The following is a 13,008-nucleotide window of genomic DNA, read 5'->3' as shown; positions in this document are numbered from 1 at the left end:
CGGGGGGCGATTGTGTAGGATGCGAATCAACAGTCCATAGAGTCCGCTTGTCTAGATTGTGTACGCGGGGCGGATTGTTGAAGTATCTGGTGTAAACTTGTAAAGCTATGAGTGTGGGCTTGCTCAGGTGCTTTTTTTAATTTTTATGGAGAAATCTGTGATGAAGAAGAAACTTCTTGCTGTAGCAATGGGCGCCATGCTCGCTGCTGGTGCTGCAAATGCTGTGACCGTGAATCACGCCGGCTTGGGCGATTTGCTGGTTGCTCCCTCCTATTTCATCGGTGGGGGATGGCAAAGTGAGTTGAAGGTTATCAACACGAGCCTGACGCAATCCGTGGTGGCCAAGGTCGTGATCCACGACAACGAGCGCTCTGAAGAACGTCTTGACTTCTTGATCTACCTGTCGCCTGGTGACGTGTGGGTCGGTACCCTGGCCAGCCAAGCTGCCGGTGCCAATGGCCAAACGACCCGCTCGGTCGTGACGTCTGCTGACGATTCGATCCTGCTGCCTAACTCCAACAACTTCGCTTCCGCTGCTACCCCAGCAGTGATCGTGAGCGGTGCTGGCGAAGGCCGTTCGCCTCTGACCAACATTGGTTACATCACGATCATCGAATCGCAAGCATTCGACATCGCTCCTAACGCTCCTGGCGTGTCCAAGGCTGCCATCAAGGCTGCGTTCGACGCTGCTCCAGCAGTGGTTGCTGACACCAACACGCCTAACGTGCTGGCTGGTTTCCTGACCATCTCCAACCCGCTGAACGGCCAAAACGCTTCGCTGCCTACCCTGGCACTGGCTGACTACAACAACCGCATCAAGCAAAACATCGGTGTTGACTCCAGCCTGGGCGCTCCACGTTCGCAAGCTACCGTTGCTGACATCGAAGACGCACTGTGGAAGACCTCGTTCGTCGTGCCTTACGTGGTCGGCGGCACGCAATCTTCGCTGGTGTCCTTCACGTTCCCCACGAAGCTGACGTACCGTAACGTCATCAGCGGTCAGTACCCCTTCCCAACGAAGGTTGCTATCACGGCTGACGTGTTCGACTACAGCGAAAACCGCATCACCGGCCCAGCGTTCAACATCTCGCCTCTGCCAGCCGCATCGGTCACCAGCGTGTTCGAACACGACTGGCTGGCTTTCGGCAGCCAGATCAGCGTGGGTTCGTTCACCGCTGGCTGGGCTAACGTTCGCTACGCCAACCCAACGGTTTCCGTTGGCCAAACCTCGGCTCCTTCTGTGAACCTGGGCAAGTCGGGCGGTCCTGGCATCGTTACCTACATCAACACGATTGGCCCAGAAGTCACGTGGCACTACGCTCCTTCTAACTAAGAAGTTGCGATTCTCGTAAAAAGGCCGCCGGCGAGAGCTCGCGGCCTTTTTTTTTTGGGTGGATGCAATGCGGTATCTAATTGTTATTTTTTTGGCTGCGATGGGTACGTTTGCCCAGGCCGCGAACTTCGTGTCGATGCACCAGTCTGCACACAAGATCGCCCTGCCTCCAGCGCCTGGCAGCTTCAACTACACCTTTGACACCAAGGTCGGCTTCAAGGCCCAGTACGATCCTACCGGCGTGACCGGTTGCGCAATCGGCTTTGGCACCGGCGGCTGTGCCTTCCCTGGCGGGGGATCCCTCTCTCTGCCTGAGTTCACTGGCTTCCAGATGCAAAGCCAGGAGTTCAAAGTCTATATTCCTGCAGGTTCGCGTTCCTTCCTGTTCTCGGGCTATGCACCCCAGGGCACCCAGTCGGCCTTCGTGCTGCGCTACGGCAAGGAGCCAACCCGTGTCGCCCCCCTGAGCGGTGCCGAGTACTCGGCTGCCCAGGTCAACGAGCGCATCGACACCTCGTTTGCGCGCCTGGTCAATGAAGATGTCGACCACTTCGTCGTGCACGATGGTGGCGGTACCCTGCGCTTCGTGGGTGGCCAGCTCGATGCCAACCGCAGCAGCACCGACCAGGGCAAGTGGCTCTACGTGCGCCAGCTGAGCGGCGCCGCGCTCTTCGACTACCAGGGCGCCATCGACGTGGACATGCCCAAGTACGCGGCCGGCTATGCCAAGATCTCTTGGACCACCAGCCCCTTCCCGGACCCCGTGGATGCGGCATCGCCAACGACGCCTACCACCCCGACGACTCCGACCACTCCGACGACCCCCACCACGCCGACGACGCCTACCACGCCAACGACGCCCACCACGCCTGGTGTGGTCACGACCACTGTGGTGTCTGCGGCCGGTCAGCCTCTCAAGCTGGACATTACCCTGGAGCAGACCAGTGCTGCGGTGGCCGCCGCTGAAAAGACCAGTGTCTGGATTGCAGCGCGCATTCCTGCCAATGGCCTCTTCTTCACGACAGATGTCTGGTTCTTCCGCAAGGTCGACTCCTGGGCCCAACTGGTCGTGCCGAACCCCGATACGGTTGCGTACTCGAGCCAGATCACCAACGCCACCTCACTCAAGTTCTCGCCTTCGTTGGACCTGTCTGTGGAAGACCTGCGTGCCTTCAATGTCGAAATCTACTTCGGCTACCGGAACAGCAACGGCTCCTTCATCAACAAAGGAAAGATCTGGTAAGGGCGACAGACCGCCTTTCGAAGACAAAGAAAAAGGCCCTTCGGGGCCTTTTTTCTTTGGGATGTGCGGATCAGTCTGGATGGGGCAGGTCGTCTGTCCGCCCGAGGCGTTGCGGCCGGCAGGCCGCGCACTTCTCTGTGAGCGCAATGCGCGCGGCCTGGGTGCTTACTGCCGAGGTACGTTGGGAACCTGGAAAGGGTTGGCGCCTTGGTTTTGCTGCATGCTGGCATTGTTGCGTGCAGCGTTCAGTGCTTCGGAGAGGCTGTTGAACACCGTGTTCGCCGCGTTCGGCGAGTTGGGAGCCGGTGCAGGGGCCGGGGCCGCTGCCTGTTGCTGGGCCACCTGGGCGACACCCGAACCCGGTGGGGGCGTGAGCGCTGCAGCAGCCGCCTGGGTGGCCGCAGGATCTCCAGCGGGTGCCTGCACCACGGGCGTGGCGCCTTGCACGGGCGATGGGCTCTGGGCTACCGGGGCGGGTGCTGCGGGGCCGGCGGCCCTGTCCATTTTCTTGGTGAAATAGATGCTCTGTTGCCCGCCAGGCGCCGAGAGCACCACATGGGTGGGGTGAACCTGGCTCAGGGTGAACTCGCCCAGCGCCTGTCCTTCACGGAAAGTCGAGAAAGGACGCCCCTCCGTGGCGGCGCTGGCGAAGCGGGGGCCCAGGCGCACATTGGCCATCTTGATGCTGCCTGCAATCACCACGCCATACAGCTGCAGATCCTGGTCGGTGACCACGGCGGGTGGTGGTGGGGGTGGCGGCGGCGGCACGGGCGGCACACGGTCCGGCCATGCCTTGCGCTGGGCATCAAAGGGGTTGGCTGCACCCATGTAGACGGGGGCGGGAGGGGGCGTTGCGGCTGCCGGAGCTGCAGCGGCGGGTGCGCTTGCTGCCGGCCCCGTTGCCGTGGGCGCCGGGCGCACCGCGGCCCCAGGGGCTGTGCCTTGCGGAGCCTGCGCCCATGCCGGCCCGCTGAGGGCAACGCCTGCTGCGGCCAATGCCAGTGCCAAGGTGCATGGCGATGGCTGGCCCGCAGGGGCAGAAAGGAAACCTAGAGTAGGCATGTACTCACTCCCAAGAAATCGAAAATGCCAGGCTCGCCTGGCGAGAAACAAGTGGTGCTGCAGCGACCAGCCCGGCTGGACGGACGGCGCAGGGAGGTGTTGGGCGATGGCAAGGCGCGGGAGCGCATTGCTGCATGTTCTTCCCGTCCATGGCTGGATTTTCGCAGAGTGGCGGGTGGCCTTGGCGCTACAGGATGTGTCGCCCAGTGGCGAGCGCCTGCCACTCAGATCGATGGGTGCGCTCCTGCCTCCTGGGGTGGGCCATAGGGCGGGTTGAATCTGGCCAGCACTTCACTGGCATCGCTGCGTTCCAGGCGGTTGCTGCTGCGCAAGCGCACGAACACTGCTCCTTCTCCGAAATGCGCCAGCGTTTGGTAGGAGGCGAATGCCTGTGCTCCGGTTCCCAGGTGCCCGACACAGATCTGCCGCAAGGGATCGGGGCTCAACTCCAGCACCCAGCCTTGCTGGAGTGCGGTGGGCACCTCCAGCGCAATGCCGTCGGTCGTTCGCTGGCCTGGCTGCTCCAGGTCCCCCAGCGGGCCGGGCGGCATGTGCTGCAACTGGTGGGCTTTGTGAAGCCAGCGATCCCCTGCATAGTGCTTGGCGAAGTAGATGGCGGCGCCATCTTCCATCATGCCCTGCTTGTGGGGCGCATTGCGCCAGGCATGAACCGCCTGCGCTTCGGGGGCCATGGCCATGCGCCAGCCTTGGCGGCGCAAACGCATGCACAGGTCGGAGTCCTCGAAGTACATGAAAAAGCGTGGGTCGAACAGGTCGCCCTTCGCGTCCAGAACCCGGCGGTGCAGCATGACTGCGCCGCCTGACAGCGCCCGCTGGCGCAAGGGGGCGTGCCGGGCCTGCCAGGAACGCAAGGCCTCGGCCCCGGTGGCCCGGCGGACCCTGTCCCGAATGGTAGGCTCCCGGCGGGCACGCTCGGTGGCCCATGCGCGCACGGCCGTGGGCAGCCAACTGGGCGGTAGGCGCCACTGCAGGGCTGCATCGAGGAACTGCCGGGGAGCGACCGCCCCCAGCGTGGCATCACGGGCCAGTACATCCACCAGTGCCGCCGTGCATCCCTTGACCAGGCGCACGTCGGGGTTCACCAGAAAAAAACAGTCGGCGGATGAGGCCTGCACGGCCAGATTGCAGCCGCGGCCAAAACCGATGTTGCCGTCTGAGCGGTGGCTGTGCACGGTCGGCGGCAGCAATGACCGCAGCAAGGCCCACTGCGCATCGTCGTCGCTGTTGTCGACCACGCGCACCTCGATGCCGGGCGCATCGGCCAGCACCGACGCCACGGCCGCCGCAATCTCGGCCGCATCGCGGTAGTTCACCAGAACGGCACAGCAGCTCAAACCCATGGACCCTCCGGGAGGGGTGTGGCGCGTACCAGGAAGGCGTAGGTGTTCCAGCTCTCCGGATCTGCCGCGAGGCGCGGGCTCTGGGCCCAGTGGCGGGCCCAGTCATCCGGGGCGGGCACCTGCACGCGCTCCAGGTGTTCCACCTGGAATCCTGCGCTCGCCAGCAGGTCCTGCAAGGTCTTCCATGTGAAGAAGCGCACATGGGTCACGCAATGGATGCCCAGCGGGCAGTAGTCCCAGCGTCCTTCGATCAGGTCGGCCACCACGCCCCAGTGGCCCACATTGGGAATGGACAAGAGGACCGATCCACCCGGTGCCAGCAGGCCCCGGGCCCGGGCCAGCCAGGCCCGTGGGTCATTGGCATGCTCCAGCACATCCAGAAAGCTGATGCAGTCAAAAGTGGCTTTGCCCTGTCCTGGCAACCCGGCAAAGGGTTGGGTGAGAAAGTCGCCCTGCCACACATGGTCCACCTGGCCGCGTGCTGTGCGGCAGGCTTCTTCCGAATACTCGGCCAGATGGGTTTCGCAGCCGCGCAGCTCCTTGATCGCCTGCAGAAAGCCCCCCTCGCCGCCGCCCACATCCAGCACCCGGGCCGCACCGGCAGGCAGCAGGGGCAGCATGTCTTCGCGCCGTGCCTGGTGGTAGCTGGCGAAGTCGTGCACGAAAGCCCCGGGCACCCATTGGGCGTGGCTGCGCACGGTGCCGGCACGCACGGCGGCAGCGGTGGTCAGGGTCACCAGCGGTGTGTGCTGCCCACTGTCGGGCAGCGGGGGCAGATCACGGGCGCCCAGCTGTGCCAGGTAGCGCTCCATGCCGCGCACGGTGCAGTAGTCGGGACCGAGGGCCGGCGGAAAGCCCGGGTCGAACGCGTGCACGGCCGAGAGCGTCCCCTGCGCATCGTCCAGCGCCCGAAGCAGCCGATCCAGCACATCGGGCCCGACCATGACATGGCCATGTCGCAGCAGCAGCACGCGGGCGTTTCCCTCCAGCGCTGCGGCTGCCGATGCCCGCTCCAGCGCAGGGCCCCATGCCTGCGGACTGGCCGGCTCGGGCATCTCTTGCCACACCGTGGGCGCTGGCAGGATGCGATGCAACTGGTCCCAGCCGTAGCGGAATTCTTCCGAAGACAACGGGCTCGACGCGGTCGAGACGATGACCAATGCGATGGTGCTCATGGCGCGTCCTGGTCCAGGGGCTGCGCGTCGGGCGCGAGCATGGCCTGCGCCAGGGCTCGCACATCGCCGCGCTGGTGGATGGCCACGCAGGTGGTCGTGAGGGGGAGTTTCTGCTGCCACTTGGCTTCGAACGCCGCTCCGCTGCGCGCAATGCGCTGTGCAGTGGGGCGGGGCAGGGGCGGGTGCTGCGGTGTGTTGGACCAGTGTTCGCAAAACGCATCGACGGCGGCGGCCTGCAGGCCCGCCGCCTGGGCCTGCAGCACCAGGTCGGTGGCGTAGAAGTCCCAACCCAGCGCCGGGTCCATGCGCAGGCCGCTGTCGCTGCGCACGGCCACCAGCAGTTCGTCCAGGCTGTCCACCAGACAGGGCAGCGGTGCCGGGCCACGCAGCACCTGGCCGCGGTCCAGCACGTGGCCCGCGTGGACAGCGGCGCCTCCAGCGCCGACCACGCCGTAGGCTCCCACGACGGACAGGCGCCCCAACTGCAGCTCGGCCTGTGCGATGGCCCGTGCGAACAAGGTGTCCCAGCCCTCGGGCAGGACCACGTCCTGGTGCACCCACACCACCCATTCCTGCGGGGGGCGGGAGTCCATCACGGCGTTGAACACCTGGGCTGCGGACGGGGCGTTCCAGCGCAGCACCAGCGGCTGCCTGCCGGCCGCCATGCAAGGGGATGCCAGCAAGCGCTCCCGCACGATGTCGAAGCTGCTCACGGCACTGACAAACAGAAAATCAGACACGGTCAACCATCCTTGGAGCGGTACCAGCCGCCATCATGCGCCCTTGGCCTCGGCGGCCACATAGGTGCGGTACAGGTCGGCGGCCCACCATTGCCAGGGATGGGCCAGCAGATGGCGTTCGAGTGCCGTATAGGCACGCTGCAAGCCACCCTCTTCGAGGGAAGTGGGTTCGGTGACCTCCACCGTGAAGTGTCCGCCCGGCCCTTCCTGGCATGTGTAGAGCGCCAGGGGCGCGTGGCCGGCTTTGGCCAGAAACTGCGGGCCCGATGCCATCAGCCGCCGTGCGCCCAGAAACTCCACGGGCTGCGCCCGGTCCTGCGAGGTGGAGGGGCCATCGCAGGCGATGACCACGATTTCCCCGCGGCGCAGCGCACTCACGAAAACCCGCATGCTGTCCTCGAGGTGCATCACCCGCCCGGGCGCCAGCAGCCGGTTCAGCGCCACGGCCTTGGTGGCAAAGTGCCGGCTGATGGCCGGCGGCACCATGGCATCGTCGGTGAGCCGGGTGGCCATGAGATTGACCGTGAGGCCGGCTTCGGCAAGCGCCGCCAGCCCTACATAGAGGCTGTCGAAATGCGCCGTCATGAGGACCACGCCTTGCTGCCTGTCGCGCGCTTGGAGCAGTGGCTCCAGGCCGGTGATCCTGGCCTGGATGGTCTTGCGGTCCAGATGGGTCAGCCTGGCGGCCTCGACCTCCTCGCGCGACATGCAGACGAAGCGCCGCAGCGTCAACCGGCGCGGCAGCGTGCCTTCTTTGGCCTGCAGGCGCAATTGCGCCATGGCGTGCTGCGTGGCTTCGCGCACATAGCCGTGGCCCAGCGACAAAGTGCGCCAGTCCCAATCCATCGCATAGTTGATGCAGCCACGCAGTATCCACAGCGGGCGGGCAAGCCAGCGCGGCAGTCGGGCCAGAAGGGGCAGCACCAGGCCATAGTCCAGCCGTGCCACGCCCCGCGACAGCCAGCGCGGAAACTGCTTCAACGGCTTTGCGCCGGGGCTTCCGGCTTCTTCAACACGAAGATGTGGTACCCCATGTCACCCTCCTGGGCGAGCTCACGGTAGTTGTTCAGCACCAGCGACCAGTACTTGGAGATGCGGCTGCGGTTGCCGGGCTGGCCGGCATTGAATGCATGCACATGGTGGTACAGCGGGCCATATACCTCCGGTCCGATGTCCTCGGTGGACACCAGTTCGAAGCCGGCGTCGCGGATGAGTCCGTGGTAGGTCTCCGCGCTTTCGAAGTAGTTGCCCTGGCGGAAGCGGACACCCTCCACGCGCGAACAGGTGATGTCTGCCACCACGGCGCGGCCGCCCGGCCGCAGGGTGCGAAAGATCTCGCCGAAGAACGAGGGCTTGTTGTCGTAGTGGAACGACGATTCGATGCACAGCCCGAAGTCGAACGCGTTGTCCTGCAGCGGCAGGGCCATGGAATTGCCCTGCTGCGCCTGGAAGCGGTCCTGCACCCCATGGGCCTTGGCATTGGCCTGCGCCAGGGCCAGTTGGCCTTCTGCGATGTCCACGCCCGTCATGCGCGCATGCGGCAATTGCTTGAGCACGTTGATGCTGATGCCGCCGATGCCACAGCCCACTTCCACCCCCTGGACGCCATCCTTGGGAATGGACGCGATGATGCGGTGCACCAGCGACTGCTGGGCCTCGTACAGGTGGTTCACCCCGTTCGACCACAAGCCAAAGTTGAGCATCACGGTGGGCGGTGCGGCTTCCTTGCTGCCCAGGGCGATCCAGTAGTCGCGGTTCTGAGCGTAAAAATCTGAAACTTCGTGTGCGCTGTGCATAAAATTCGATAAAAGGGATTGGCACGGGCCCATTGCAAGGGCTCCTGTCCATCATCGTGGAAAACAGCGCAGGGGCCTACAGAGAGGGCCAATGGCTGCGCGCAGGCCTCAAGGGCCAAGCTTAGCGAAAATCGGTATCCCCTCCGGTAAGCCACCAGGGGCGTTGGAGCAGATCGGGGGTGAGCGCAGGGTCACGTGCCACCGTCACGCAGTTGGTACATGCCAGTTGCGAAGCGGCGCCCGCGAGCGCCGGCATGGCGCCCAACTGCGCTGCCAGTGGCGCGCTGAACCAGCCGGTGAGTCCGGCGGCGCCCGCAGACGCCGCCAGGGCGCGTGCAGCCACCAGCACGGTTTCTGTATGGCGCAAAGGCGCTACCCAATCCAGGATCTCCCAGGTGGCGGGGCCCGGCCGCAGAACCACTGCACCCTGAATGCGCCGGGTGAAGCGATGGCGCACCCACCAGGCCTGGTAGGGCCCATCGGGGTGGTTGGCGAAGCGGTGGCGCCACCAGCTGGCATCGCGCCGGGGCAGAACGAAGTGGTGCGCATCGCTGCGCAATGCCTGCCACAGCGTGTCCAGCTGGCCTTGTGTGCGCGGATCGGCCCAGTCCAGTGGTGCCGTTGCCCACCGGCGAAGCCCGCCATGCTGGCCCGGCTGCAGGCTGGGCCATTCCAGGGCAAGCACTTCACCCAGGGTTTCATAGAGCCCCAAGGCCTTGCCCAGCCGGGCGGCACGCTCGTTGGGGAAGCCGAAACCTATGGCGAAACGGGTTTGCGCACCGATGTGCTGCTGCAGAAACGACTGGGCTGCCGTGGCAAAGGCGCCGTTGCGCGACAGCACGCCACGCGCCTGCTCCATGACCATCACGTCGCCCAACTGCACCGCCGGGCGTTCCTGGCCGCCCCACACCAGGGTGCGGGCCGTGCCGCCGTAGTGGGCGATCAGCTGGCCGGCCAGATCGCGCGTGCCGGTGGCCTGGCCCCGGCCGTCGGCGTACTTCCATTGCCACAGGGCATCGCTCATGGGGGCACCGAACACCTGGGCGAACAGGGTGCGTACTTCGGGGGACTCGGGCGCCCCCAGGTTGACCGCATGCCAGGACCGTGCGTTCATGCCGCCACCTTGCCCGTCCACCGGCGCGGCAGGCTCACCAGGCCTTGCTCCAGCCCGGTTTGCACCACGCGCAGGGTGATGGCCCGCTCCACGATCTCATAAGGGTGCAGGCCACGTTCGCAGGCCAGGATCACCGAGATCGTGTAGTCGCCCTGCAGCAGGGGCAGTTGTGGCAGCGTGAGCGTGCCGGTGCCCGAGCCAAAAGCGTCCCTGGACAGCTCCACGCCATCGTTGGCACTGCCGGCGCTGGCCACCACCGTGCCATTGGCATGGGCGATGCCAATGGCCACGGAGGGGCAGGGCAGGGCCGGGTCGCTGTCGAACTGCACGCGCAGTTCCAGCGTCGTGCGGCCGGAATGGATGGCCAGTTCGCGCCCGGCCACGCCATCGGCGAGCGCCTGGATGTCGGTGATCACGGCCGTGCCGTCGGGCGCCTTGCGCACCCTGGCGCCATGCGCCACGGAGTCGGCCTCGAACGGGTCCGCTGTTGCCGCGGCGGCGGGTGCGCCGACGGTGGCCGTGCCCTTGGTGCCCTCGCGGCTGGGCGCGTCCTCCATCACCAGCGAGGTCTCGTAGGCGGCCGTGACCTTGGGTGCCTCGTCCCACATGCGCATGCGCCCGCCTTCGAGCCACAGGGCGCGTGAGCACAGGGCCTGCACGTGGTACATGGAATGCGAGCAGAACAGGATGGTTGCACCCCGGTCCTTCATGTCCATGATGCGGTCGAAGGACTTGCGCGCAAAGGCGCCATCGCCCACCGAGAGGGCTTCGTCGATGACCAGAATGTCCGGGTCCACGCTGGTTGCCACGGCAAACGCCAGGCGCACGAACATGCCGCTCGAGTAGGTCTTGACCGGCTGGTGGATGAAGTGCCCGATGTCGGCAAACGCCAGAATGCTGTCCAGCCGCTCATCCACCTGTGCCCGCCCCATGCCCAGGATGGCGGCGTTCATGTACACATTCTCGAGTCCGCTGAAATCGGGGCTGAAGCCTGCGCCAAGCTCCAGCAGCGCCGCCACGCGCCCGCGCACGGCCAGGGTGCCGTGGGTGGGGGCGAGCGTGCCGCACACCATTTGCAGCAGCGTGGACTTGCCGGCGCCATTGCGTCCCACCAGGCCCACCACCTCGCCGCGGCGGATATCGAAACTCACGTCCTGCAGCGCCCAGAAATCCCGGCTGTATTGCTTGTAGCGGCCCCACAGGAGTTGCTTGAGGCGGTCGCTGGGCTGCGAGAACAGCGAAAACCGCTTGCCCACGTGGCGGGCTTCGATGGCCAGGGTCTCGGGGGTGCCCGCCGGTTGATCAAACGACATCGGAGAACCCCGTGCGAACCTTGTGGAAGAACGCCGCGCCGACTGCCGCCACGGTAGTGCAGGCGGCCAGCAGCACCGCCAGGGCCTGCCAGTCGGGCCAGCGGCCCTGGAGCAATACTTCGCGCGTGCCTGTCATCACCCAGGCCAATGGGTTGAGCAGCAGCCAGGGGCGCACGGCTTCGGGCAGGGCCTCCACCGGAAAGAAGATGGGGCTCAGGAACATCAGCGCCGCAACCACCATGCCCAGCACCTGTCCCACATCACGCACATAAGTGCCCACTCCGGCCAGGAACCAACCCAGGCCCAGCACGAGCGGGAGCAAGGGCAGCCAGACCAGGGGCAGGGCCAGCGCGGTGACGGGCAGCCCATGGCCGCTCAGCAGCGCCAGCCCCACCAGCAGAAGCGCCGACACCGCCAGGCCCACAGAGGCGCTGGCCGCGTTCACCCAGGGCATGATCTCCAGCGGAAAGACGACTTTCTTGACCAGGTGGGGCTGCTCCAGCACCAGGTTGGGCGCGCGGTTCACGCACTCCGCGAAGAAGCCGAACACCGCCAGGCCTGCATAGATGCGCAATGCAAAGGCCAGATTGCCTTCATCCACACCATGCCAGCGCACGCGCATGACGTGGCGGAACACCAGGGTGTACACGCCGAGCATCAGCAAAGGCGTAAGCACCACCCACACCATACCCAGCCACGATTGGCGATAGCGGGCGTGCACTTCGCGCCGCGCCAGTTGCAGCACCAGAGGCAAATGGCGCCAGGGCCACAGATAAGACAGCAGGAATCTCAAGGCAGTAACCGTAAAACGAGGGAGAGCGCCAGCGGCAACCCGGTGGAGGCGTCCATGGCGAGGAGGGGTCAGGCTTTGGGGGGATCTGCCCGTCCTTCCGCGATGTCGCGCATGAGATCGGGCTGCATCAGCTTGAGGATGTTGCCTTCCCGGACCAGCACCTTGTGCAGGAACAACACCTGGAACGCCCGTGTGACCGTCTCCCGGCTCGCATTGATCATGATGGCCAACTCCTGGTGGGTGGGGGCCTGTGCGACCTCGGCCACCCCGTCGACCGGGCGCTGCGGCAATTGTAAAAGCAATACGCAAAGGCGCTGGAACGGGTTGGGAAGGCTCAGCAGCGTGCGCTGCGCCATTACCGTGCGCACCCGCTGGGCCAGCCGGGTCATCACGGCCTGGGCCAGCGCGGGGTGCCCCAGGATCAGCTCGCGGGCCGCAGCGCCATCGAGAAACGCCACCGTGGACTTCACGGCCGCAATGACGAATTCCGAAGGGGGCTTGCCATCCACCAGTGCCAACTCACCGAAGTAGTCCCCGGGATCCACGAAGTACATGCCCACACTGCGGCCGTCCACGGTGAAATCCACCCCCTGCAGCCGCCCCTCCACCAAAAAACCCAGCTCCTGGGTCGGGTTTTCCTTGCCCATCACCATGGCCCGGCGGGCAAAGGAGCGCAGCGCCATGCGTGCCGACAGTGGCTCCAGGGCTTCGCGCGCCAAAGGCTGCAGCAAAGGAAACTGGCTCAACAACTGAACGGAAACGGGCATAGATAGGGGAAAACGCGGCTTGAGCCGATAATACGAAGCCGCTGAAAACGGCGCCCAACGGGCGCCAGGAGATGCAGATCCTGGCCGGATCGTGCCATGCACCCACGGGATGTTTGCCGGCCTGCGCCGGGCAGCGCATGGTGGCATTACACCACTGGCAACGCTCCCAGCATATTGCCAGCGCTGCGGCAAGTGGTGTGTGACCGTGCTCACACACTGTGAAACAGACATGAGCGAAAATAGGGGCCAGAGCTATTTCCTGGCCTGCGCCCGTCTTGGCGCCGCCAGGCATTCTCTGCTGTCCGAAAGGC

General features: G+C 65.4%; 12 protein-coding genes. 2 read left to right on the top strand and 10 right to left on the bottom strand.

Annotation, left to right across the window (positions count from 1 at the left end; translation table 11 throughout):
- Window positions 1-160 precede the first annotated feature (160 nt).
- Together HNP48_RS16055 and HNP48_RS16050 are read left to right on the top strand one after the other, a co-directional pair.
- Window positions 161-1,333 (top strand): hypothetical protein, encoded by a 1,173-nt coding sequence (locus tag HNP48_RS16055; protein ID WP_184858734.1) that lies wholly within the window; start codon window positions 161-163, stop codon window positions 1,331-1,333.
- A gap of 136 nt (window positions 1,334-1,469) precedes the next feature.
- Window positions 1,470-2,576: a hypothetical protein gene (locus HNP48_RS16050; protein WP_260420253.1), complete on the top strand. Its 1,107-nt coding sequence runs from the start codon at window positions 1,470-1,472 to the stop codon at window positions 2,574-2,576.
- 165 nt (window positions 2,577-2,741) lie between these two features.
- Here HNP48_RS16050 and HNP48_RS16045 read toward each other — a convergent pair whose 3' ends face one another.
- From HNP48_RS16045 to HNP48_RS16000, 10 genes are all read right to left on the bottom strand, one after another.
- On the bottom strand, window positions 2,742-3,404 hold the full coding sequence (locus tag HNP48_RS16045; RefSeq protein WP_184858730.1) for a hypothetical protein: 663 nt from the start codon (window positions 3,402-3,404) through the stop codon (window positions 2,742-2,744).
- Between the two features lie 458 nt (window positions 3,405-3,862).
- Window positions 3,863-4,999 (bottom strand): glycosyltransferase, encoded by a 1,137-nt coding sequence (locus tag HNP48_RS16040; RefSeq protein WP_184858728.1) that lies wholly within the window; start codon window positions 4,997-4,999, stop codon window positions 3,863-3,865.
- Window positions 4,990-6,174 carry a bifunctional 2-polyprenyl-6-hydroxyphenol methylase/3-demethylubiquinol 3-O-methyltransferase UbiG gene (locus HNP48_RS16035; RefSeq protein WP_184858726.1) on the bottom strand — a complete coding sequence of 395 codons (1,185 nt, stop codon included), beginning with the start codon at window positions 6,172-6,174 and terminating at the stop codon, window positions 4,990-4,992. Before HNP48_RS16035 ends, HNP48_RS16040 begins: the two co-directional genes overlap by 10 nt.
- Entirely contained in the window at window positions 6,171-6,914 is a 744-nt protein-coding gene (locus HNP48_RS16030; RefSeq protein WP_184858724.1) for a hypothetical protein, read from the bottom strand. Before HNP48_RS16030 ends, HNP48_RS16035 begins: the two co-directional genes overlap by 4 nt.
- 33 nt (window positions 6,915-6,947) lie before the next feature.
- Window positions 6,948-7,895, bottom strand: coding sequence for a lysophospholipid acyltransferase family protein (locus tag HNP48_RS16025; protein WP_184858722.1), 948 nt, complete (start codon window positions 7,893-7,895; stop codon window positions 6,948-6,950).
- Entirely contained in the window at window positions 7,892-8,710 is an 819-nt protein-coding gene (locus HNP48_RS16020; protein WP_184858720.1) for a class I SAM-dependent methyltransferase, read from the bottom strand. The genes HNP48_RS16025 and HNP48_RS16020 overlap by 4 nt, the downstream gene beginning before the upstream one ends.
- A 121-nt stretch (window positions 8,711-8,831) precedes the next feature.
- Window positions 8,832-9,824: a GNAT family N-acetyltransferase gene (locus tag HNP48_RS16015; protein WP_184858718.1), complete on the bottom strand. Its 993-nt coding sequence runs from the start codon at window positions 9,822-9,824 to the stop codon at window positions 8,832-8,834.
- Window positions 9,821-11,137, bottom strand: a complete 1,317-nt coding sequence (locus tag HNP48_RS16010) for an ABC transporter ATP-binding protein (protein ID WP_184858716.1) — start codon at window positions 11,135-11,137, stop codon at window positions 9,821-9,823. Before HNP48_RS16010 ends, HNP48_RS16015 begins: the two co-directional genes overlap by 4 nt.
- Window positions 11,127-11,882 (bottom strand): ABC transporter permease, encoded by a 756-nt coding sequence (locus HNP48_RS16005; RefSeq protein WP_311773832.1) that lies wholly within the window; start codon window positions 11,880-11,882, stop codon window positions 11,127-11,129. Before HNP48_RS16005 ends, HNP48_RS16010 begins: the two co-directional genes overlap by 11 nt.
- A gap of 116 nt (window positions 11,883-11,998) precedes the next feature.
- Window positions 11,999-12,799, bottom strand: a complete 801-nt coding sequence (locus tag HNP48_RS16000) for a Crp/Fnr family transcriptional regulator (RefSeq protein ID WP_221480239.1) — start codon at window positions 12,797-12,799, stop codon at window positions 11,999-12,001.
- Window positions 12,800-13,008 lie beyond the last annotated feature (209 nt).

Origin of the sequence: Acidovorax soli, from assembly GCF_014207955.1 — a bacterium.
GTDB classification, from domain to species: Bacteria; Pseudomonadota; Gammaproteobacteria; order Burkholderiales; family Burkholderiaceae_C; genus Acidovorax; species Acidovorax soli_A.
This window is presented reverse-complemented; position numbering and strand designations above follow the sequence as displayed.